General features: G+C 69.7%; 18 protein-coding genes. 10 read left to right on the top strand and 8 right to left on the bottom strand.

The features are described 5' to 3' along the window. Window position 1: 1 nt before the first annotated feature. Both IPP91_15975 and uvrA read right to left on the bottom strand, forming a co-directional pair. Window positions 2–253, bottom strand: coding sequence for an SAM-dependent DNA methyltransferase (locus tag IPP91_15975; GenBank protein ID MBL0143561.1), 252 nt, complete (start codon window positions 251–253; stop codon window positions 2–4). Between the two features lie 182 nt (window positions 254–435). Then, a complete protein-coding gene (uvrA, locus tag IPP91_15970; protein MBL0143560.1) occupies window positions 436–6,204 on the bottom strand; it encodes an excinuclease ABC subunit UvrA in 5,769 nt (1,922 codons plus the stop codon). Window positions 6,205–6,443: 239 nt separating this feature from the next. Here uvrA and IPP91_15965 point away from each other — a divergent pair, with 239 nt between their 5' ends. From IPP91_15965 to IPP91_15930, 8 genes are all read left to right on the top strand, one after another. Next, window positions 6,444–6,620: a hypothetical protein gene (locus IPP91_15965; protein MBL0143559.1), complete on the top strand. Its 177-nt coding sequence runs from the start codon at window positions 6,444–6,446 to the stop codon at window positions 6,618–6,620. Between the two features lies 1 nt (window position 6,621). Continuing rightward, entirely contained in the window at window positions 6,622–6,864 is a 243-nt protein-coding gene (locus IPP91_15960; GenBank protein MBL0143558.1) for a hypothetical protein, read from the top strand. Between the two features lie 38 nt (window positions 6,865–6,902). After that, window positions 6,903–8,513: a hypothetical protein gene (locus IPP91_15955; protein MBL0143557.1), complete on the top strand. Its 1,611-nt coding sequence runs from the start codon at window positions 6,903–6,905 to the stop codon at window positions 8,511–8,513. 425 nt (window positions 8,514–8,938) lie between these two features. Then, a complete protein-coding gene (locus tag IPP91_15950) occupies window positions 8,939–9,244 on the top strand; it encodes a hypothetical protein (protein MBL0143556.1) in 306 nt (101 codons plus the stop codon). Window positions 9,245–9,265: 21 nt separating this feature from the next. After that, complete coding sequence (locus IPP91_15945) at window positions 9,266–10,693, top strand: tetratricopeptide repeat protein (GenBank protein MBL0143555.1); 1,428 nt, start codon at window positions 9,266–9,268, stop codon at window positions 10,691–10,693. A gap of 115 nt (window positions 10,694–10,808) precedes the next feature. After that, window positions 10,809–11,495: an ABC transporter ATP-binding protein gene (locus IPP91_15940; protein ID MBL0143554.1), complete on the top strand. Its 687-nt coding sequence runs from the start codon at window positions 10,809–10,811 to the stop codon at window positions 11,493–11,495. After that, window positions 11,492–13,861 carry an FtsX-like permease family protein gene (locus IPP91_15935; GenBank protein ID MBL0143553.1) on the top strand — a complete coding sequence of 790 codons (2,370 nt, stop codon included), beginning with the start codon at window positions 11,492–11,494 and terminating at the stop codon, window positions 13,859–13,861. The genes IPP91_15940 and IPP91_15935 overlap by 4 nt, the downstream gene beginning before the upstream one ends. A 13-nt stretch (window positions 13,862–13,874) precedes the next feature. Further along, window positions 13,875–15,041, top strand: coding sequence for an efflux RND transporter periplasmic adaptor subunit (locus tag IPP91_15930; protein ID MBL0143552.1), 1,167 nt, complete (start codon window positions 13,875–13,877; stop codon window positions 15,039–15,041). Window positions 15,042–15,113: 72 nt separating this feature from the next. Here the strand turns inward: IPP91_15930 and mnmC are convergent, their stop codons facing one another. Both mnmC and IPP91_15920 read right to left on the bottom strand, forming a co-directional pair. Beyond that, window positions 15,114–16,943: a bifunctional tRNA (5-methylaminomethyl-2-thiouridine)(34)-methyltransferase MnmD/FAD-dependent 5-carboxymethylaminomethyl-2-thiouridine(34) oxidoreductase MnmC gene (gene mnmC, locus IPP91_15925; GenBank protein ID MBL0143551.1), complete on the bottom strand. Its 1,830-nt coding sequence runs from the start codon at window positions 16,941–16,943 to the stop codon at window positions 15,114–15,116. A gap of 51 nt (window positions 16,944–16,994) precedes the next feature. Continuing rightward, window positions 16,995–17,837, bottom strand: coding sequence for a tetratricopeptide repeat protein (locus tag IPP91_15920; GenBank protein MBL0143550.1), 843 nt, complete (start codon window positions 17,835–17,837; stop codon window positions 16,995–16,997). A gap of 86 nt (window positions 17,838–17,923) precedes the next feature. Here IPP91_15920 and IPP91_15915 point away from each other — a divergent pair, with 86 nt between their 5' ends. Further along, window positions 17,924–18,352, top strand: a complete 429-nt coding sequence (locus IPP91_15915; protein ID MBL0143549.1) for a thioesterase family protein — start codon at window positions 17,924–17,926, stop codon at window positions 18,350–18,352. Here IPP91_15915 and IPP91_15910 read toward each other — a convergent pair. The 3 genes from IPP91_15910 to IPP91_15900 are packed head-to-tail and all read right to left on the bottom strand — an operon-like array spanning window position 18,321 to window position 20,941. After that, the gene (locus IPP91_15910) at window positions 18,321–19,574 is read right to left on the bottom strand and encodes a hypothetical protein (GenBank protein MBL0143548.1); all 1,254 of its coding nucleotides are present in this window, start codon (window positions 19,572–19,574) and stop codon (window positions 18,321–18,323) included. The genes IPP91_15915 and IPP91_15910 overlap by 32 nt on opposite strands. Window positions 19,575–19,586: 12 nt before the next feature. Next, entirely contained in the window at window positions 19,587–20,144 is a 558-nt protein-coding gene (locus IPP91_15905) for a carboxymuconolactone decarboxylase family protein (protein MBL0143547.1), read from the bottom strand. 2 nt (window positions 20,145–20,146) lie between these two features. Further along, window positions 20,147–20,941: a fumarylacetoacetate hydrolase family protein gene (locus IPP91_15900; protein ID MBL0143546.1), complete on the bottom strand. Its 795-nt coding sequence runs from the start codon at window positions 20,939–20,941 to the stop codon at window positions 20,147–20,149. A 172-nt stretch (window positions 20,942–21,113) separates the two neighbouring features. Between IPP91_15900 and gstA the strand changes: the two genes are divergently transcribed. Beyond that, the gene (gene gstA, locus IPP91_15895; protein MBL0143545.1) at window positions 21,114–21,722 is read left to right on the top strand and encodes a glutathione transferase GstA; all 609 of its coding nucleotides are present in this window, start codon (window positions 21,114–21,116) and stop codon (window positions 21,720–21,722) included. Window positions 21,723–21,781: 59 nt separating this feature from the next. Here the strand turns inward: gstA and IPP91_15890 are convergent, their stop codons facing one another. Beyond that, window positions 21,782–22,750, bottom strand: coding sequence for a tripartite tricarboxylate transporter substrate binding protein (locus tag IPP91_15890; GenBank protein MBL0143544.1), 969 nt, complete (start codon window positions 22,748–22,750; stop codon window positions 21,782–21,784).

Below are 22,750 nucleotides of genomic sequence, written 5' to 3'. Positions count from 1 at the left end.
TTCAAGCGGCTCCAAGTGGATGGGTGATCCGGGCGCAGTACTCGTCCAGGCCCTCAGGGTCGACACCGCCTTTCTTGTCGGCGACGAGCATGTTGTGCTGCTCCTCGAAGGCGTCCGAAATGTGCTTGAGGAAGAGCAGGCCAAGACCGGCGTGCTTGTGCTCGGCCGCGTCCGTGCTGCCGCGAAGGGCGTCGGCCATCTGCACGAGGTGGGCCTCATTGCCGACGGTGGCGGCGGAGTCGCTGCTTGCCAATGGTTTGTCTTTTCGTGGTGTGGCCATTGAGCTATCCGACGGGTTACGTGCGGTAACGAATCCGCTGACCCTCCGTCTATCCTGCTTTAAGGACCAAGTCTAACGGGTGTTATTGCGGGCGGCCAGCCTGGGAAGGACCTGTGAAGCCTCCCAGCGCTCGCAGCCGATGGGCAACAGGCCGCTTAGCGGATCTTCAGAAACCCCCGCATCGCCCCCGCCGTATGCGACCCCCTCGCCGCAGGTGCCAAAAACTCCTCCGGCACCCCCGCCATCACCACCTTCCCGCCGCCGTCTCCCCCCTCCGGCCCCAGATCCACGATCCAGTCCGCCTCCGCAATCACGTCCAGATTGTGCTCGATCAGCACCACCGTATTCCCCGCATCCACGAGGCGATGTAGGACGCGGATCAGCTTCTCCACGTCCGCCATGTGCAGCCCCACCGTCGGCTCGTCCAGCACGTAAAGCGTGTGCGCGGTACCAGGCCGCCGCCGAGGATCATCGATCGTGCGCACCTTGGCGAGTTCAGTCACCAGCTTGATCCGTTGCGCCTCCCCGCCTGACAAGGTCGGACTTTGCTGCCCCAGCGTGAGATAGCCCAGCCCCACATCCTGCAGCAGCCGCAGCGCATGGTGAATAGACGGGTGCGCCGCGAAGTATTCGACAGCCTCATCCACGCTCATCCCCAGCACCTCGCCGACCGACTTCCCCCGCATCTGCACCGCCAGCGTCTCGGGATTGAACCGCGCTCCCCCGCACGCCTCGCACAGCACCTTCACGTCCGGGAGGAAGCTCATCTCGATGGTCTTGATTCCCTGGCCCTCGCACGCGGCGCAGCGCCCGGCATCCGACACCACCTTGCCGCGCCCCTTGCTCTTCGCCTTGCCGCCGCCCGCGTTGAACGAGAACCGGCTCGCGGTGTAGCCGCGGATGCGCGCCTCCTGCGTATCCGCGAACAATTTCCGGATCGTGTCGAAGAACCCCACGTAGGTCGCGGGGCACGAGCGCGGCGTCTTGCCGATGGGCGTCTGGTCCACCTCCAGCACGCGCGACACGCTCTCCCAGCCGGTGATCGACTTGCAGCCGAACACGGAAGGAGCGGCCTTCCGATCCCGCGCCGCCCCCACCAGCCTCTCCAGGTTCTCGTGCAGCACATCGCGCGCGAGCGTGGACTTGCCCGAGCCCGAGACGCCAGTCACCACTGTGAGCCGCGCCAGCGGAAAGCGCACCGTGATGTCCTGGAGGTTGTGCAGGTTCGCGCCGACAACGTCAATGGAAGGCGTCTTGCGATTCACCGGCCGACGCGGCTGCACGGGATGCTTGAGCGGCTCGCGGAGAAAACGCCCCGTGATCGAATCCGGATGCCGTGAGAGCTCTTCCGCCGTCCCCTCCGCCACCACCCACCCGCCCAGCCGTCCCGCCCCCGGTCCCAGGTCGATCACGTGCTGCGCGTGGCGGATGGTGTCCTCGTCGTGCTCCACCACCACCAGCGTATTCCCCTTGGCGTTCAGCTTGGCGAGCGTGTCGAGCAGGATGCGGTTGTCGCGCGGGTGCAGGCCGATGGTGGGTTCGTCGAGGATGTAGCACACGCCGCGCAGGTTGGAGCCGAGCTGTGCCGCGAGCCGGATGCGCTGCGCCTCGCCGCCGGAGAGCGTGGGCGCGCCGCGATCCAGCGACAGATACCCCAGCCCCACCTGCTCGAGGAAGTCGAGCCGCGTGGAAAGCTCGGCGAGGATGTCGCGAGAGATCTCGGACTCGCGCGCCGTGAGACCCTCACCCCGACCCTCTCTCAGGAGAGAGGGAGAACGGAGTTTGTCGAAGAAGCGGTGCGCGGCCGAGATGGGCTGCGCGCTCATGGCGGCGATCGACTCTCCACGGAAGCGAACGGCCAGCGCCTCGCGGTTGAGTCGCTTGCCCTCGCACGCTGGGCAGGCCTCGTCCAGCTCGAGCCACGACACCCACGAGTCGAGCACGTGGTCCTCGGTGCCGGTCTTGGCGCGCTCGTCGCTCCAGTCCACGCCCTCCAGCTTCACGCCCGTGCCATAGCAATCGGGGCACCAGCCGTGCTTCGAGTTGTACGAGAAGAGGCGCGGGTCCAGCTCCGGGAAGCTCCTCGCGCACGAGGGGCAAGCGCGCTTGGTCGAGAACACCTGTACGTCGCCCGCGCCCCAGCCGCCCGCGAGCAGGTGCACCACGCCTTTGCCCGCATCCGCCGCCTGCGCGAGCGCATCGCGAAGGGCGTGTTCGTTCGCCGCATCGACCTTGAGTTCCGCGACGGGCAACTCCAGCGTGTGTTCGCGAAAGCGATCCAGCCGCGGCCAGCGCTCCGTGGGCAGCCACTCGCCGTCCACGCGCAGGTGCGACACGCCCTTGCCGCGCGCCCACTTCGCGAGGTCCGTGTAAAGGCCCTTGCGGTTGACCACGAGCGGGGCGAGCAGCCCCACCCGCTTCCCGCGATGCTCCTTGAGGATGCGCGCCGCGATCGACTCCAGGCTCTGCGGCTCGATGGGCACGTCGCACTCGGGGCAGTGCTGCGTGCCCAGCTTCACGAAGAGCAAACGGAGAAAATGGTGGATCTCCGTCTGCGTGGCCACCGTGCTCTTCGAACCCCCGCGCGATGTGCGCTGCTCGATGGCCACCGTGGGCGGGATGCCGAAGATCGCGTCCACGTCGGGCTTCGAGGCCGGCTGCACGAACTGGCGCGCGTAGGCGTTGAGCGACTCGAGGTAGCGCCGCTGCCCCTCGGCGAAGAGGATGTCGAAAGCGAGCGTGGACTTGCCGGAGCCGGAGACACCCGTCACCACCGTGAACTTGCCGCGCGGGATCTCGACGTCGATGCCTTTCAGATTGTGCTCGCGGGCGTGGCGCACGACGATGTTTGGGTTGATGGCCGCGCGGGCCGGGTGCAAACGCGGTTCCGCGGCGACGAGCGCGCCCAAAGGCCTCGCGAGCGCCGCCTCGTAATCCTTCAACGCCCGCCCCGTGTGCGAGGCCTTCATCGCCATCATCTGCGCGGGCGTGCCGGCACCGACCACCTCGCCCCCCGCATCACCCCCCTCCGGCCCCAGGTCCACGATCCAGTCGGCGGCGCGGATCACGTCGAGGTTGTGCTCGATGACGATGAGCGAATTGCCCGCGGCGATGAGTCGGCGGAAGGCCGTGAGGAGCTTGGCCACGTCCTCGAAGTGCAGCCCCGTCGTGGGCTCGTCGAAGAGGAAGAGCCGCGTACGGGCCGGTGCGACGGGGGGACGAAGGGCCACGATCACCACCTCCGCCGGCCGCTTGGGCAGCATCTTCACGGAGCCGCCCCCCGCCTCGACCAGGTGCCCCGCCAGCTTCAGGCGCTGCGCCTCGCCCCCGGAGAGCGTGGGCACCGGCTGGCCGAGCCGCAGGTAATCGAGGCCCACGTCCGCCAGCGGCCGCAGGCGCGCCACCACGTCCTTCTCGCCGGAGAAGAAGGCGAGCGCCTCGTTTACCGTCAGTTCCAGCATCTGCGCGATGGAGCGCCCGGCCACCTTCACCTCGAGCACCTCGTCGCGGTAGCGGCTGCCGTTGCAGTCCGGGCAGCGCAGGTACACGTCGGAGAGGAACTGCATCTCCACGTGTTCGAAGCCGTTGCCGCTGCACGTGGGGCAGCGCCCGTTGCCGGAATTGAAGCTGAAGGTGCCGGCCGTGTAGCCGCGCGACTTCGATTCCGGCGCGCGGGAGAAGATCTCGCGGATGGCGTCGAACGCGCCCACGTAGCTCGCGGGGTTGGAGCGCGTGGTGCGGCCGATGGGCGACTGGTCCACGAAGACGACGTCGTTCACGCGCGCGGCACCATGCATCTCGCGGAAGTCGCCGGGCGATTCCGTCGGCTTGCCCAGGTGCTTGCGCAGTGCCGGGTGCAGCACGTCCTGGATGAGCGTGGATTTCCCCGATCCCGAGACGCCCGTCACGCACACGAGGCGGTTGAGCGGGAACTCGACGTCCACGTCCTTGAGGTTGTGTTCGGTGACGCCGCGGAGGGTGAGGCGCGGCGTGTCGATGGCTGGCGGCCGGGAAGCCACGCCTGCATCCGCACGCTTCCGGCCCGAGAGGTATTCCGCCGTCACCGTCTTCGCGTGCTTCAGCTCCTCCGGCGTGCCGAAGAACACGATCTCGCCCCCGCGCTCGCCCGGCCCCGGCCCCATGTCGATCAGGCGATCGGCCTCCAGCATGATCTGCGGGTCGTGCTCCACGACCACGAGCGAATTGCCCGCGTCGCGCAGCCGCTTCATCACGCCGATCACGCGGCCCATGTCGCGCGGATGCAGTCCGATCGACGGCTCGTCCAGCACGAAGAGCGTGTTCACGAGGGAAGTGCCCAGCGCCGTGGTGAGGTTGATGCGCTGCACCTCGCCCCCGGAGAGCGTGCGCGACTGGCGATCCAGCGTGAGGTAGCCGAGGCCCACTTCGCACACGTAGCGCATCCGTGCGTTGACGGCCTCGAGCAGCAGCTCCGTAGCCTCGTCCATCGGCGGAGGGAGGGCGAGCCGTTCGAAGAAGGTCCGCGCCCGCTCGATGGGCAGCAGCATCACGTCGTGCAGGCACAGGCCGGGGAGCGCGGCCAGCTCGTCGAGGCTCCACAGCGTGCCGCGCGGGGGATAGCGCTTCTCGGGCGCCAGCACCGCGTCGGCCTCGGCCTTCGTGCCCACGCGCCAGAGCATCGACTCGGGCTTCAGGCGCGCGCCGTCGCAGTCCGCGCAGGGCGTGTAGGCGCGGTACTTGGAGAGGAGGACCCGGATGTGCATCTTGTAGGCCTTCGTCTCCAGCCACTCGAAGAAGCGCGCCACGCCGTACCAGTGCGTCTTGCCCGTCTTCTTCCAGCCGATCCAGCCCTCGTCGCCCTCGATCACCCAGCGGCGATGCTCCGGCGGCAGGTCGCGCCAGGCGATGTCGAGGGCCACGCCGTGGCGCTTGGCGTACTTCTCGATGTCGTCCTGGCACTCGTCGAAGCTCGCCGTCTGGAAGGGCTTCACCGCACCGTTGCCCAGCGACTTCGACTCGTCCGGGATCACGAGCCCGTAGTCCACCCCGATCACGCGCCCGAAGCCGCGGCACTTCTCGCACGCACCGACGGGGGAGTTGAACGAGAAGCGCGCGGGGCTGGGGTCGGAATAGTGGATGTCGCAGTCGGGGCAGTGCAGGTCGTTGGAGAAGCGCCACGCCTGCTCCGCTCCCTTGCCTGCGGGCGAGGCGTCGGGGGTGAGGGCATCCACGAACACGTTCACGCGCCCCGCCCCCACCCGCAGCGCCGCCTCGATCGCCTCCACCACGCGCGCCTTCTCGGCCGAGCCCATGCGGATGCGGTCCTGCACGACGTCCAGCCGCGAGCCCTTGCGGGCATGCACGCGCGCATAGCCCTGCGCCTCGAGGTGCTGCAGGATCTCGGCCTCGGTGAAGTTCTTCGGCACGTCGATGGGGAAGGTGATGGAGAGCCTCGGATCGCCCGCCTCCTTCGCCCGGCTTGCCATCTCCGCGAAGATCGACTCGGGAGAGTCCCGTCGCACCGGCCGCGCGCACTTCCGGCACGAAAGCCTTCCTGCCCGCGCGAAGAGCAATTTCAAATGGTCGTTGATCTCCGTCATCGTCCCCACCGTCGAGCGCGACGTGCGCACCGGGTTGGTCTGGTCGATGGCGATGGCGGGCGGGATGCCGTCGATGGAATCCACCTGCGGCTTGTCCATGCGGTCGAGGAACTGCCGCGCGTAGGGCGAGAAGGTTTCGACGTAGCGGCGCTGCCCCTCGGCGTACAGCGTGTCGAAGACGAGCGAGCTCTTGCCCGACCCCGAAGGCCCCGTCACCACCACCAGTTCGCCCGTGGGGAAGTCCACGTCGAGGTTCTTGAGGTTGTTCTGGCGCGCGCCGCGGATGGCGATTTTCTCGCGGGACTCGGCGTCGGCGGGGATGGGGGGCTTGGAGAGGTCGGTCATGGTTCCGGGATCGGCGGTGGCCACGGGGCCGGGCTTCGGTGCGGGGAAAGGGTCATTCTAGGCATGGAACGAGGCCGCCGTGGCGTATGTAGGCCCTGGGGACAAGCAATGTGGATAACTTCGCGGGAAGGCAACGCTTCAGCGCCATTCCCGTATGGGAGCTGGGCCCGGGCGGAGTGGCCCCCTCGATCGTTCCGCCCTTTCATGAATCATCAAGAAGAGCCATGATGGAGCACGCCATGGCCATGACTACCAACGATAGGTTCTCCTCCAAGGCAGCGCCCGAGGCGCTGGGCGAAGCCCTGAACGATTGCATGGACGGCCAGCAGACGGACAGCCCGCGCCGCCATGTGATGGGTTCGTTCGCCGCCAGTCTCGAGGAGTTCGGCAGCGTGTACCGCGAACTGGCGAAATAGGATGAGGACCCCCCTCGATATCGCCGACGATGTCCTTCGCGCCGCCAGGGAACGCGCGCGAAGCGAAGGCAAGACGGTCGGGGAGGTCATTTCGGAGCTGGCACGCGCTACCCTGGGCTCTACGGCCGAATCGCTGCCGACCGACTTGCCTCGAACCGTGTTCGGATTCCGCCCTTTCCCCAAGCGGGGTGCCGTCGTCACGAACGACCTCATCGACCGCTTGAGGGAGGGCGGCGACTACTGACGCGGCGGAAATCCGCCCCAGCGGGAAGGGACCACGAAGTGACAGACAAGCAGAAGACAGGCGATTCCGGCCGCGGCCACTTCCTCGCCGAAGGCTATCGCGAGATGGGCCGCAAGCTGGTCCGTTCGAAGACGCGCCGCACGATACGGCAGCAGGAAGCGGATCGCGCCGTCGCCCTCACCGCCCTCGGCCGGCAGGCGTGGGAAACCAAGATCGACCTCGCCGCGTTCGCCGGCCTTCGCGACCGGCTCGCCGGCCTCGACACCCGCGTCGGCGAGATTTCGGAGACGGCCAACAAGCTCGGTCAGGAGAAGGAAGGCCTCGAGCGCGAGCGGAGCACCGAGCTCGAGAAGTTTGCCGCCGGCCGAAAGGCGGTTGAAACGAAGAAGAGTCCCGTGGATGCGGCGCTGCGCGAGGCGCGGTCCCGCAAGAGCGCATGCGAGCAGGCGATCAGGCAGGGGGAATCGCGACTGGCGGCGATCGCCGGCAGGCTCGCCGTGCTGGATCGCGATATCGCCTCCCCGGGGGCTGGCGCAGCGGCCGACGCGCAGCAAAAGCTCGCCACCCTGCAGTCCGAGCGCGCGACGCTCGCCGCCGAGCAGAACGAACTGGGTGCGAAGCTGGCGGCATCGCGCGCGGAGCTGCCGGCGCACGCGACGCAGGAGAGCAGCCTCGCCGCCGAAAGCCAGAAGCACGCCGCGGAGATCGCCGCCATCGATGCGGAACAGAAGGCGGCCATCGCCCACATCGACACCAACCTGCGCCGGGTGCAGTCGGAAACGCAGGGTGCGTCGCAGCAGGCAAGCGCCGTGCAGAAGGATCGCGCCGGGACTTTCCTCGATCTCGGGACGGCGCTTTACGATTCCGCCGTCCGGGACCCCGCGCTCGTCGAGGCGATCGAGGGCGTCGCGTCGATCGACCGCAGCCGCGCGCAGGCGGAGTCGGCGCTCGACTCGTCGCTCGCCGAAACGCGGTCGCTCGCGGGCGGGACGATGGGGAAATTCTGGAGCGTCCTGATCGGCGTGCCGCTGCTGCTGGCCGCGCTGGGAGCAGGCACCTACCAGTTTCTGCACCGCCGCGCGGCGCCCGCGCCGGTCGCGCTGCCGACCCCTGCCGCACCGGGCCAGGGGTGCACCTATCAGGCGGCGCCCGCTCAAGGCGAAGGCGTGGCGGTCTCGAGCGATTGCACGCGCACCGAAGGCACCTTCGTCGAGGGTCGGCTGCACGGCAAGGGCAGCAAGGTGTGGCCCAGCGGGGAACGGATGGAAGGGCAGTTCTACAGCGGCTACCTCTATGGCCCGGGAGTGCGCGTCTACCGCGACGGGCGCCGCGTCGAAGCCACGTTCTCCGGGGGCCGCGCGATGGGGCCGGGCAAGATCACGATGCCCGACGGCACCGTCTACCAGGGCCGGCTCTGGGGGCCGATCGTGCTGGGGTGGGGCGTGCGCCGCAGTCCCGACGGCGAGGTGCTGGCCGGGGACTGGCGCGAGGCGCCCGACAACGGCATGCGTCCCATCGGGCTGATGTTGCGGGTCCGCCCGGGCGGCGCGCGTGAAAAGGTCGAGGCGGCGTCGCTCGATCCCGCAAGCGCGAAGCCGGCCGCGCCGGCGTCCCAGGGGCAGCCGGCATCCGATGACAAGCTCTATTGATCCAACCTTCCGGCCGAACGGAGTGGAAATGCAGATGCCGACGATTCACCGATTGGCGTTCATTGCCCTGGTCCTGGTCGCCGCGGCCGCGGGTCCGGCACGGGCGCTGGGATCGGCGTGCGACTGCGCCGATGTCACCGACCTGCGCAACCGGCTGTGCGAGGCGCGCGCGGCGGGCGCGGAGTACACCAGGCAGATCTCGATGATTCGCGCCCAGGAGAACAAGACCGGCGATCCGGTGATGTACACGGTGGCGCGCTACAAGGAGCACGTCCAGCCGTGCGTGCAGGAGGCGATCAACTCGGTCACCGACTCGGCCGCGCACCGCCCGACGGCCGACACCAACAACGCCTGCCAGATCACCTACAAGGGGGGATTCCACGTCGTGTCTCAAGGAGGTCCTCACGGCCCACGAAAGCATTCACGTGACGGTATGCAAGCAGTGGGGAAACGACAGGGACAAGGAAGGCTTCTTCGCTTCCCTGCGCGGGCTCTTCACCGACTTCCGCGAGGGCACGACGATGGTCGATCTCCTCAACGAGGAACGCACGGCTTACTACACCGAGATGAACCACGTTCGCGACGAACTCACGCGTCTTTCGCGCAACAAGCCGCCGTGCCGGGGGTTGCCGGCCGAGCCGCCGGGACCGCCGCGCATCCCCACGATCGAGCCATGCCCGCCGCCGAAACCGCGTCCGGATCGGCAGGACTCCCAGTGTAAGCATCGCTAGTCCGCGGCTCGCGGGCGGGCCATGCCTGGCGCATCACCCACGAAGCCGGTGACACCGGGTATCCGCGCCGCCCTCGCCGGCGTGTGCGTGCTCACCGTGCTCGCCTATCTTCCGGGAATCGCGGGGCCGTTCCAGTTCGACGACTACGTCACCGTGGCGACCGATCCCGGGGCGCGTTCGCTCGCCGCGTGGTGGGAGAACCTCGGCACGCATGTCCGCCCCTTGCTCAAGGCGAGCTTCGTGCTGACCGGCGCTCTCGGGCATGTCGTGGGTGATCTTCCGACCGGACATCGCATCGGAAACCTCGCCATTCACCTGGCCGCCACGCTCGCCTTCTTTCTCTTCGGGTCGCGGGTGAGCGAAATGCTGGAACCGTGGCGCGAACCGTCATCGCGCAGCGCGCACGCCTGGCTGGCGGCCGCGGTCTTCGCGCTCCACCCGCTGTCGACCGAGGCGGTGAGCTATCTCTCGGCACGCTCGGCTTCGCTTGCGACGCTGGCCTCGGTGCTCGCGCTGCTGTGCTGGTTCGATGCGCGCGAAGCGCGCGGCGCCCGGCGCGTGGCGTGCGCGATCGGTGGCCTGGCGGCCTGGGCGATCGCCTGCGGAAGCCGTGAAGTGGCTGCCGCGATGCCCCTCGTGTTCCTGCTGGTCGAATGGCTGCGGGTTCGGCCGGACGCCGACCCGCGCGCGCGCCGGCGCCTGCTCATCGGCCTGGCGAGCCTGGTGGCCGTCGGCTGCGTCGCGTTCCTTGCCTGGATGGCGAGCCACCCGCGCTACGGCCCGTTGCTCGAGCTTTCCGCGCGCATCCTTGCGGCCCGCCTTCACGAGCCCGCGATGGCCACCGCGCTGGGTTACCTGGGGTGCGTCGCGGCGCTGGTGTGCGCCCCGAACATCGACCCCACGCCGGTTGCGGCCAGTTGGCCCCAGGCGTTCATCCTGGCGGCCGGACTCCTGCTCGCCGCCACGCTTGCCCTGCGCGCACGTCGGCGCCGGCCGATGGCGCTGGTGGCGCTCGCCTGGGCGGCCCTGTGGCTCCTGCCGGTCTACGTGCTGCCGATCCGCCACGACCTTGTCGCGGAGCGCCACGCCTACGCGGCCGTGTGGAGCCTGGGCTGGCTCGTCGGCGCGATCCTGGTCCCGCTGGTTTCGTCGGCAGCGCGATCCGAGCGCATCGCGGGGCAGGCGCTCACCGTGCTTCTGCTGGGCGTGCTGGCGCTCCTGAGCGCGGATCGAAACCGGGAATACCGCAGCGAGGTGACCCTCTGGGAGGCGGCTGAACGCGATTCGCCCCCCAAGCTGCGCGTCCTGAACAACCTGGGGGCGGCCTGCATCGAGGCCGGCTGCTGGGAGCAGGCGGAACGCGCGCTGCGCGCGGCAAGCCGGCTGGACCCGGACAACGAGATCGTCGAAATCAACCTGGACCGCGCGCTGCGGCGTTCGCCGAACTGACGTGGAGCGAACCGGGCGGCCTTGATCGGGATCAGTCAGCGTGGCCTCGTAGCGTAGCATCCTGAATCGATCGCGGTTCGCCTTGAGAGGGATAGTGTCCGCAGCCGTCTTCCGCATGCGTGACGTGTCCAAGGTCTACCACGTGGGAGACCTGGAAGTGGTTGCGCTTCGCGATGTGTCCCTGGATCTCTTCCCCGGGGAGTTCATCGTGCTGCTCGGCCCCTCGGGCAGCGGCAAGTCGACGCTCCTCAACCTGCTCGGCGGCCTCGACGTGCCGACCACGGGCGAGGTCAGCTACCTGGCCCATTCGCTCTCCGAGGGCGGCGACGAGCGCATGACCGCCTTCCGCCGCGAGCACGTGGGCTTCGTCTTCCAGTTCTACAACCTCATCCCCAGCCTCACGGCCGCGGAAAACGTGGCGCTCGTCACGGACATCGCCTCGAAGCCGATGGATCCCCGCGAGGCCCTCGCGCTCGTCGGGCTTGCCGAGCGGGCGGACCACTTTCCCGCCCAGCTTTCCGGCGGCGAACAGCAGCGCGTGGCCATCGCGCGCGCCGTGGCGAAGAGGCCGGACGTGCTGCTGTGCGACGAGCCCACCGGCGCGCTGGACGTGGAAACGGGGCGCCTGGTGCTCGAGGTCCTCGAGCGCGTGAACCGCGAGATGGGCACCATCACCGCCGTCATCACGCACAACGCCTCCATCGCCGCGATGGGCGACCGCGTGATCCGCATGTCGAGCGGCCGAATCATCGAACTCACGGCCAATGCGAAGCGGTTGCCGGCCTCGGAGCTCGTGTGGTGAGGATCCCGGCACTCGACCGCAAGATCCTGCGCGACGCCTGGCACATCCGCGGCCAGATCCTCGCCTGCGCGCTGGTCGTGGCGGGTGGCATCAACTCCTTCGTGTCGCTGTCATCCGTCAACCGCACGCTCGCGGCCTCGCAGGCTGCCTTCTACGAGGAGTATCGCTTCGCCGATGTGTTCGCGGGCGCGGTGCGCGCGCCGCAGTCGGTCGCCGCGGCACTCGCGCGAATTCCGGGCGTGGCGGCGCTGGAGACGCGCGTGGTGGCCCGCGTGAACCTCGACGTGCCCGGGCTCGCGGAGCCGGCGCGTGGCCGAATCGTTTCCATCTCGCGCGCGGCCGACGGCGGGCTCAACGCGCTGCACCTGCGCCGCGGGCGGATGCCGGCGGCGGGCAGCCAGGACGAGGTGCTGGCAAGCGAGGCGTTCGCGCTGGCCAATGACCTGAAGCCGGGCGACTCGATCCGTGGCGTGATCAACGGCAAGTTCCAGGCGCTACGCGTGTGCGGCGTGGCGATCTCCCCGGAGTTCATCTACGCGCTGGGCCCCGGGCAACTGGTCCCGGACAACCGGCGCTACGGCATCCTGTGGATGGACCGCCGGGGGCTCGAGAAGGCCTACGACATGGAGGGCGCGTTCAACGACGTCACGGCGCGCGTGGCCCCCGGCGCTTCGGTGCGCGCGGTGCTGAACGAGATGGATGCCGTGCTCGGCCCCTACGGCGGCGTGGGCGCCTACGACCGCGAGGACCAGCTCTCGCACCGGTTCCTGTCGGACGAGATCGCGCAGAACCGCACGATGGCGCGGATCACGCCGACCATATTCCTGATGGTCGCCGCCTTCCTGCTCTATACGATCCTCACGCGCCTCGTGCAGATGCAGCGCTCGCAGGTGGGGCTCCTGAAGGCCTTCGGCTACTCCGGCGCCGAGATCGCGCTGCATTACCTCAAGCTCGCGCTCGTGATCTCGCTCTTCGGCGCGGCGCTCGGCGTGGCGTCCGGGTTGCCCTTCGCGCGCCACATGCTCGCCCTTTATGCCGAGTACTACTTCTTCCCCCTGTACGCCGGCAACCAGCAGGCATCCGTCGCCGCGGCGGGAGTCGCGCTGGCCGTCGCCGCCGCGGTGTTGGGCGCCGTTCCCGCCGCGCTTCGCGGTGCGCGGCTGGCGCCGGCGGAGTCGATGCACCCCGAGCCGCCACCGCGCTTTCACGCCGGCGTCCTCGAACGCTGGGGGCTGCGGCGCAACCTTCGTCCGGCGGGCCGGATGCTGATCCGCAACCTCGCGAGGCGCCCCCTGCGCTTCGCGGCCAACGTGACCGGGATCGCCATCGCCGTGTCGCTCCTCGTGATGATGTCCGCGATGCTCGACGGCGTGCGCTACCTCATGGCGTGGCAATTCACGACCGTGCAGCGCGAGGACGTGCAGGTGCTGCTCACGGAACCGCGCGCGCGCCCGGCCCTCGACGCGTTCAGGTCCCTGCGCGGCGTGATGGAGGTGGAACCCTTCCGCCTGGCCCCGGCCCGGATGCACAGTGGCTACCGCATGAAGCGCGGGGTGCTCTTCGGACTCGAGGAAAACCCTTCCCTGCGGCGGGTCGTCGACGGCAACGGCACGGCCTGGGCGATCCCTCCCGAGGGCGTCCTGCTCACGGCCATCTTCGCGAAGACCCTCGAGGTGCGCGCCGGCGACACGATCGAGGTCGAGGTGATGGAAGGCAGGCGCGCGCGCGTGGCGATGCTCGTCATGGGTATCGTGGACGAGCCGATCGGTTATGCCGCCTACGTGTCGCGAGCGACGGCCAACCGGCTCATGGGCGAGGGCGACGTGCTGACCGGCGCGTACCTGCGCATCGACGCGAACGAGCGGGCCCGCGTCTTCGCCGAGCTCAAGTCGATGCCGGAGGTGGCGGGCGCGAACCTGCGCGAGGCCGCCTACGCGCAGTTTTCCGCCATGATCGACCGCAGCGTCGGCATCATGATCACCATGAACCTCGTGTTCGCATGGATCATCGCGGTCGGGCTCGTCTACAACGGCGCGCGCATCGCGCTGTCGGAGCGCGGCTACGAGCTGGCCACGCTGCGGGTCCTGGGCTTTACCCAGCGCGAGACCGCCTCCCTCCTGCTCGGGGAGCAGGGCGTGATCACGGGCGTGGGGCTGCCCGCGGGGCTTGCGCTGGGCATCGCGCTCACGCTCTACTTCATCTGGATGCTGTCCACGCAGATGTGGCGGATGCCCTACGTGATGACCGGCGCCAATCTCGTCGGGGCGATGACGGCGGTGGCAGTCGCAGCGGCCGCATCGGGCGGGGCCGTCGCGTGGCGGCTGCGGAAAATGGATCTCGTGGCGGCCCTGAAAGCGCGCGAATGATGCGGAGAAGTCCATGAACGTCTCGAGGAGAACGATCGGCTATTCGGGCGCGGCGCTTGCGGTGGCCGCGCTTCTTGCGTGGTGGGCCTGGCCGGAGCCGCGCCCCGTCGAGACAACGCGAGTGGCGCGCGGGCCGGTGCAGGTCACGATCGAGGAGGATGGCGAGACGCGCGCGATCGATCGCTTCGGCGTGGCCGCCCCGGTGGCCGGGCGGCTGCTGCGAGTCACCCTGCGCGACGGCGACACGGTCAAGGCCGGGGAGGTGGTGGCTGAAATCGCGCCGCTGCCCATCTCGGCGGCGGATCGCGACATGCTCGAGGCGAAGCTCGAGTCGGCGCGTGCGCTCGGGCGGGAGGCCGGCGAACGGGTGCGCCGGGCAGAAACCGACGCCGCGCAGGCCGAGCGCGAGCGCGTGCGCGTGGCCGACCTCGTGGCGCGCAAGTTCATGTCCGAGCAGGCGCTGGAACAGGCGGACGCGGCGGCCAAGATGAAGGCGGTGGACCTCCTGGCGGCACGCTCGCGCGCGGTGGCGGCGGCGGCGGATGTCGAGGCCGCGCGGGCGACGCTCATCGCCGTGCGCGAGAAGGCGCCCATCTTGCGGGTCGCGTCCCCGGTGAGCGGGCGCGTGCTGCGGGTCGCGGAAAGAAGCGAGCGCGTGGTGCAACCGGGCACCGTGCTCGTCACCGTGGGCGACCCGAAGGCGCTCGAGATCGTGGTCGACGTGCTGTCCAACGATGCGGTGCGCGTGAAGCCCGGCATGCGCATGCTCATCACCGGCTGGGGCGGAACCGACGCGGTCGAGGCCGTCGTGCGCCTGGTGGAGCCGGCGGCCTTCAAGAAGATCTCGGCGCTCGGCGTCGAGGAGCAGCGCGTGAACGTCATCGCCGACTTCAAGGCCGTGCCGCCCGGCATCGGCGACGCCTATCGCGTGGACGCGCGCATCGTCGTCGCGGAGAAGGCCGACACGCTGCGCGTGCCGGTGGGGGCGCTCTTCCGCCGCGACGGGAAGTGGAACGTCTTCGTGGTGTCCGGAGGCCGGCTCGCGGCCCGTGTCGTGGAGGTCGGCCTGCTCGGGGCGCGCGAAGCCGAGATCGTGGCCGGCGCGGCGGCGAACGACGAAGTCGTCCTGTATCCGGGCAATGACCTGGCCGACGGTGCGCGTGTCAGGCCGAGGCGCTGATTGCCGCGTTGTTTCGCCGGGGCCGCGACGGGAGCGGTCCGGAAGCTAGGGTTCTGTCCCGCGCCCCCGGGACTAGGACAGGAACCGGCGCGGCGATATCGCGCCCGCCAGGTCGCGCGGCAGGGGTGATGGTTCACCTTCGAGACGCGAGGCGATGAGTTCGGCGCCGATCGGCGCCCACAGCAGGCCGCGCGAGCCCAGCCCGGTGGCCGTCCAGATGCCCGGGACCAGGGTTGCGCCGAAGATCGGCAGCCGGTCCGGCACGGTCGCGCGAAAGCCGGTGAGTCCCGAAAGGCTCGCGGGGTCGAGGTCGCCCGCAAAGCCGGGGAGCATCTTATCGAGGCGGGCGAGATTGTCGCGATGGTCGGCGACGCGGATGTCCTCGCCGGCGTCGTCATGCTGGTAGGTGGCACCGGCCACGTGCCCGCCGTCCGGCAGGGGCGAGATATAGCCGCTTCCGCTCACGACGACGTCGAGCACGCGCGTGGCCGAGGGCGGCACGAACGTCACCTGGCCACGCACGCGCGAAAGCGTGAGGCGGGCCTCGGGTAGCAGGCGCTTTGCATCGAAGGCGTTGGCGACGATGAGCGTGGGCGCCTCGGCGATGACCGCGCCGTCGGCGTCGATGGCCCGCCACTCGGCGCCCTCGCGCTCGAGTCGCTCCACGGACCGGCCGATGAGTCGGCGCACGCGCCCGCCCGCCCTGGCGAGGAGCGCGATGGCAAGGCTGCCGGGCGAGATCCACGCACCCGAAGGCATCCACCATCCCGGACCGCGAACCGGCCGGCCGGCGATCGCGCGCGCCTCGGCCGCGTCCACGTAGCGCAGGAAATCCGGCGGATGGCACTGCGCCTCGACGATCGCCGCCATGCGCGCCGCCTCGTCGTCTCCGTCGGCCAGTTGCAGCACGCCGCAGCGGTTCCACACGAGGTGATAGCCGTCGTGCTGCAGCGCGCGGAAGAATTGCAGGGCGAACAGGAAGGCGGGTCGCGAGACTTGCGCATTGACGGCATCGCGGAGGTTGGCAATGGGGCGCACCAGTCCCGCGGTCTCGACAGGGCGCTTCTCGCGGGTGTCGATGAGCCAGGTCTCCCAGCCGCGCGAGGCGAGTCGCTCGGCGCACATCGTGCCGGCGAGTCCGGCGCCCACGATGACGGCCCGCCGTTGCGTGGGTGGCGTCGGCGCGGATTCGCCGTCCCGGGTGCCGACGAGCATCTCCCGCTTCGGGCCGAACCCCTCGCGCTTCTCGACGTGAAACCCCGCTCCCGCAAGCGCTGCGCGAACCCCGCCGGCCACCGTCCAGGTCGCCAGCGTGGCCCCCGGGGCGGCAAGCCGCGCCAGCTCGCGCACCACTTCCGGCGACCACATCTCCGGATTCTTCGCGGGCGAGAAACCATCGAGGAACAGCGCATCGGCGCTGGCCTCAAGCTGGGGCAGCAGCGCGCGCGCATCCCCGGCCATGAGCGTGAGGTGCACGCGTCCGCCGTCGAACGCCAGGCGGTGGAACCCGGCCAGCGGGAGCGGCCATACGGCCAGCAGCGCGGTCGTGAGCGGGCGCAACTCCTCGAACGGCTCCAGGGCCGCCGCCAGGTCGCCGGGAGCGAACGGATGCCTTTCGACGGAGACGAAATGCAGCCGCGCCGGGCCGAGGGGATCGGCGCGCAGCGCATCCCAGGCGGCCAGGAAGTTGAGCCCGAGCCCGAAGCCGGTCTCGAGGATGGTGAACGAGTCGCGCCCGCGCCATCGCTCGGGCAACCGGTTGCCCGCGAGAAAAACCTGGCGGGCCTGGGCGAGCCCGCCCTCGGCCGAATGGTAGATGTCCTGGAATTGCGGCGCGTAGGGCACGCCTTCGGGCGTGCGCTCGAGTCGGGCGGGTACCACGCAGACGGAGCGGCCGGTCATGTCCGCATGATACCGCCAGGGTCGTGGCGCTCCGGGCGCGGCCGCGCGACCCTAGTAGAGCGTCGCGGAGAGACGGCGCCGGTAATCGGCCACGAGGTCGGGTTGATCCGCGGCCATCTCGAACACGGCCAGTATCTTGCGGCGGCCCACATCGTCGCCGAACGCGCGATCACGCCTGACGATCTCGAGCAATTGCTCGAGGGCGGGGCCGAATTCGCGGTTGGCGATGCGCACCTCGGCCAGGTCGAGGCGCGCACCGAGATCACCGGGATCGGCCTCGATGCGGCGCTCGAGATCACCGGCGGCCGGCAGCGTGGCCGCTCGTTCCGCGGCTTCGAGGCGCGCCAGCACCGTGGCGTAAGCGGAGGCCTGCGGGGCCTTGGGCGAAAGGAGCGGCCACAGTACGCGTGCGCCGGCGAGATCGCGGCGATCCATCAGGATGGCGACCATGTCCAGGCGCGCGGCGTCGTTCGACGGGTCCAGCGCGATCGCGTTGCGCAGGTGATCCTCGGCGAGGGATGCCTGGCCGCTCGCCAGCGCGGCGCGCGCATGGCGCAGCTCGAGCTCGCTCGGGTCCGGCACCAGCTTGTCGAGGAAGGCGCGGATCGTGCCTTCGGGCTGCGCCCCGAGGAATTGGGACACCGGCCGGCCATCCACGAAGGCGACGACGAAGGGAATCGAGCGCACGCCGAACTGGGCGGAAAGTTCGGCGTTCTCGTCGGAGTTCACCTTGACGAGCTTCCAGCGCCCCCCGGACTCGCGCTCCAGTTTTTCGAGGAGAGGGCCCAGCGCGCGGCAGGGGCCGCACCAGGGCGCCCAGAAATCGACGACAACGGGCGCATCGCGCGAGGCTTCGAGCACGTCGCGTTCGAAAGTGGCAAGGGTGGCATCGATCATGGGAGTTATATGGCGACAGCAGGGCCCAAGTTCAAGATAATGGCGCAACCTCCCGATTCCCGGGAAACGGGATTTCCCAGTCCATGGCCTTGCAGCTGAACCTGCCGGTAGGTCTCACCGGCACCGCCGAGCTGGTGGTCGGCGAGCAGCACACGGCGCCGCGCGTGGGCAGCGGGCGCATCCGCGTCCTCGCCACGCCGGTGATGATCAATCTCTTCGAGGCGGCCGCGCTCGCCGCGGTCGAGCAATCGCTGCCGGAGGAGCACCAGAGCCTGGGCACGCACCTGGACGTGACGCACGTGGCCGCGACACCCGTGGGCATGCGCGTCCGGGCCACCGCGGAAGTCGTCGGTGTCGAGGGGCGCACCATCCGCTTTCACGTCCGCGCGGAAGACGAGCAAGACCTGATCGGGGAGGGCACGCACGAGCGCGTGGTGGTGAATCTCGCGCGCTTCGACGAGCGCGTGCGCGAGAAGGCGGCTAGGCGGGGGCGCTTGCCTCCAGGAGCTTGAGCGCCTGGTAGAGGATGGGGTCGCCGGGCCCGCCGTTCGGCTTGACGATGTCCACCGTCACCTGCGGGCGCGCGACCTCCCGGGGTGTGCCGTTGATGTGGAAGACGCGGGCCGCGGGGTAGCGAAGGACGATGCCCGATTCCGGCAGCCTCAGTTCCCGGGTGTCGCCGCGCAAGCCCGCCATCGCGGTGCCCACCAGCGTGGCCCTGGCGGCCGCCTCGAGCCCGATGGCCAGCGACTCGCCTTCGCCGGCGGTCCAGCGGTCCACGAGCACCAGGGTGCGCGCGGAGTACGTGTAGGGTCCGCGGGGCGCAACCCGCTCGGGTGCAGTGTCCGCACCCCGCTTCACGGAGCGCGGGGCGCGCACGATCCAGGGTGATTCGGTGGTCACGAAACGCCCGAGCAGCGCACGGGCGACGGCGGGGGAACCGCCGGCCTGCGTCTCGCGCAGGTCGAGGATCAGGCCTCGCGTTCCGCGCATCTGCAGCAATGCCGCGTCGAAATGCGCGACGAGGGTCGCCTCGCCCAGGTTGTTCTTCACGCGCAGGTAGCCCAGGTTGCGGTCCTCGCCGATGCGGCGCGCGATGAGCGGCGGCGTGCCGACCGGCGGTATGTCGAGGCGGTCGATCTCGAGGCGGGACGCGCGGCCCGTGATCGTCGCATCGACGGCGACCTTGCCCGCCCAGGGTCCCGCGAGCAGGCGGCGCAGGGCCCAGTCCCGCGCCCGCAAATCGGTCTGGCGGCCGCGTCGCAGCAGCGCGTTCACCGCGACATCGACGGGCGCCTTCCCGATCGAGATCACGCGCATGCCCGGCACGGCGCCCGCCACATCGGCCACGCTGCCCGCGCGGACCGCGGAGATCACCGCCTCCGGCCCGATCCACTCGCCCCAGACGTCGGTGGCGGTGGGCACCGGCCGCGCCGAGCCGGGAAGGTGTGCGTCGAGCGTCACGTGCTCGTCGTTCAGCTCCGCGATCGCTCCCTCGAGGGCGGCGAGGAGTTCGTCGCGCGAGCGGGAGGCCGCGGCCCGCGGGCGCCATCGCGCGCTGGCGGAGCGCCAGTCCTGACCGCGCTCGAGATAGGCGTACTTCTCGTCGATCTCGCGCCAGAGCGCGTCGAAATCGCGCACAGGGCGGCCTGCCTGCGGCGCCGAATGGACGAGCGAGGAGCCGGACGCCAGGGTGGCGAGAGCGGCTCCCAGGAAGCGGCGGCGACCGTGCATGGCCGTTGACGCCTACGTCTCGAAGGGCGGGGGGACGCCGTCGGGCAGCGGCGTGCGCGCGACGTTCATCACCATCGCGAGGGTGGAGTAGTAGCCGCACAGGCCGCAGAGATCGACCACCCCGCGTTCCCCGAAGTGCTCCACGGCGCGGCCGTAGGTCGTGTCGCTGACGCCGAGGTTGTCATGCAGCTCCTGCAGGAAGTCGTGCACGACGGCCTCGTCGGGGGCCATGTCGTCGGGGCGCTGGCCCTGGGCCACCGCGCGGACATGCGCGGCCGCAACGCCGGCGCGTTCGGCGATAGGCGCGTGGATGTGCCATTCGAACTGCTGGTTCCAGCGGCGGGCCACGATGAGGATCGCGAATTCCGAAAGCCTGGGCGGGAGCGCGCTCTTGTACCGCAGGTACTCGCCGGCCTTCTGCAGGGGCGAGAGCAGATCGGGGCTGCGCAGCAGGGGGACGAACGGACCGAACACCGCCCCCCGCGGTCCGCTCGCGAGCTCCGCTGCTGCGCGCTGCTGCGCGGGGCTGAGGCTTGCGTCGGGAAGCGGGGGGAGGCGGTCGGGTCCCATGGCTAGACGATCTTCGCGTTGATTTCGTAGATGCCGTCGATGTGCCCGGTCATGATGTCGCCCCGAACCACGGGGCCCACATTCGCCGGCGTCCCCGAATAGATGATGTCGCCGGGGAAGAGTTCATAGAAAGTCGAGAGGTTGGCGATCTGCTCGGCCACGTTCCAGGTCATCTGGTTCAGGTCGGCATTCTGCTTGATCGCCCCGTTGACCTTGAGCCAGATCGCGCCCTTGGTCAGGTGCCCGGTCTTTCCGGCGGGGTGGAGGTGGCTGATGACCGCGGACTTGTCGAAGCTCTTGCCCACTTCCCACGGCTTCTTCTGGTCGCCCATGGCGCGCTGCAGGTCGCGGCGGGTCATGTCGAGGCCGACCGCGTAGGCGTACACCATGTCGAGCGCCTGCTGCGCCGTCACGTTGCGGCCGCCCTTGCCGAGCGCGGCCACCAGCTCCACCTCGTAGTGGTAATTCTTGGTGATCGGCGGGTACGGATGATCGATGGTGACTCCCGGCGGCGCGACCTGGATCGCGTCCGTGGGCTTCTGGAAGAAGAACGGCGGCTCGCGCGTGGGGTCGGAACCCATTTCGCGGGCGTGCGCCGCGTAGTTGCGGCCGACGCAGTAGATGCGGCGGACCTGGAATTGCTTGTCGCTGCCGACGATGGGCACGGTCGTCGGAGCCTGGGGAAACAAGAGGCTGTCGTTGCCCGCGCCGGCCTGTTGCGGCGTTGCGCATGCGGCAACGGCCGCGGCGCCGACGGCCGCACCGGCATTGAGGAACTGTCTTCTGGAAGCGCTCATCGATACTCCTCCTGGGGTGGTCGATTGTCCGGTCGTTTGCCGGGCCGATCCCATGCTAGCCGAACGGCGCCGGCCGCGCCGATGACCCAGGTCAAAGTCCCGAAGCCCCCGAACGCGAGTAGTCTTGTCGGTGCAGACTTCCCTTTCCCGATCCAGCCCAGGCGCAGACACCATGAAGCTCTACTATTTCCCGGGCGCGTGCTCCATCGCGCCGCACATCGTCGCCCGCGAGGCGGGCATTCCCCTCGAGCTGGAGAAGGTCGATCTCGGCTCGAAGCGCACCGCCACCGGCGAGGACTACAACACCGTGAACCCCAAGGGCTACGTCCCGGCGCTGCGCCTGGACGACGGCTCCGTGCTCACCGAGGTGTCGGCCCTCATCCAGTACCTCGCGGACCGGGCGCCGTCCTCCGGCCTCATCCCGGCCGCGGGCACGATGGAGCGCTATCGCGTGCTCGAATGGATCGGCTACATCTCGACGGAGATCCACAAGGGCTTCGGTCCCCTGTGGAACGCAAAGCTCGCTCCGGAGGCCCGCACGACCGCCCTTGTGGCGCTCGCCCGCCGCCTCGACCTCGTCGAGCAGACACTCGCGCGTCAGCCGTTCCTCACCGGCCAGGGCTTCACCGTGGCCGACGCCTACCTCTTCAGCGTGGCGAGCTGGGCCCCCTGGGTCAAGCTGGACATGGCGCCGTGGCCGAAGCTGCGCGATTTCATCGCCCGCGTCGCCGCGAGGCCGAAGGTGCAGGAAGTGCTCGTGGCCGAGGGCCTGTCGGAGTAGAGAAAAAAAGGGGACAGGCCCCTTTTCCGGAAAAGGGGCCTGTCCCCTTTTTCATGGGCTCATTCGACCTTGCCGATTTTTTTCACGACGTCGGCGAGCTTCTTCGCGTCGGCATCCCAGAAGGCACGGAACTGCGGCTGGTCGAGGTACTGGGGCGGAGTCTCCACCCGCGCGAGAGCCGCGAGGAAGGTGGCGTCGGACGCGACGGCCTTCGCGGCCTCGCGCAGCTTCGCGATCACGGGCTCCGGCGTGCCGGCCGGGACGAAGAGCCCCGTCCACTGCGAGAACTGCGCGTCGTATCCCAGCTCCTTGAGCGTGGGCACGTCGGGCAGGGCCGGGTGGCGGGAATCGCCCCAGCTCGCCAGCACCCGCACCTTGCCGGCCTTCACGTGCCCCATGATCGACGACGGGCCGGTGGAGAGCGCGTCCACGCTGCCGCCCAGGAGGGCGACCACTGCGGGGCCGGCGCCAGTGAACGGCACGTGCAGCATTTTCGTGTCCGCCGCCCCCATGAGCATCTCCATCGGCACGTGCATCGTGCCGTAGTTTCCCGACGAGCCGTAGGGGATGGCGCCCGGCGCCTTCTTCGCGGCGTCGATCATGTCCTTCGCGCTCTTCCACGGGCTGTCGGCGCGCACGGCGAGCACGGTCGGATCGGCGGTGAAGCGCGCGATGGGGACGAGTTGCGAGAGCTGGTACATCGGAGCGCGGCCGAGGATCCTGTCGGCCTCCGGGATGATCGAGATCGACGACAGCGCCAGCAGCACCGTGTAGCCGTCCGGCTTCGCGCGTGCGACGTACTGCATGCCGATGCCGCCGCCGGCGCCGGCCCTGTTCTCGACGATGACCGTCTGCTTCAGGTAGCGGCCCATCGCCTCGGCGGCAGGCCGCGCGGTGATGTCGGCCACGCCACCGGGCGGGAACGGCACGATCATCGTGACCGTGTGCGTGGGGTACTCGGTCTGGGCGTGGGCGGGAACGGCGAGAACGAGGGCGGCGCATGCGGCCCCGGCAAGGCGAAGGAACAT

It is taken from the genome of Betaproteobacteria bacterium, assembly GCA_016720855.1.
GTDB lineage: Bacteria > Pseudomonadota > Gammaproteobacteria > Burkholderiales > Usitatibacteraceae > FEB-7.
The sequence above is the reverse complement of the archived record's forward strand: the minus strand, read 5'-3'. Positions and strand labels throughout refer to the sequence as shown.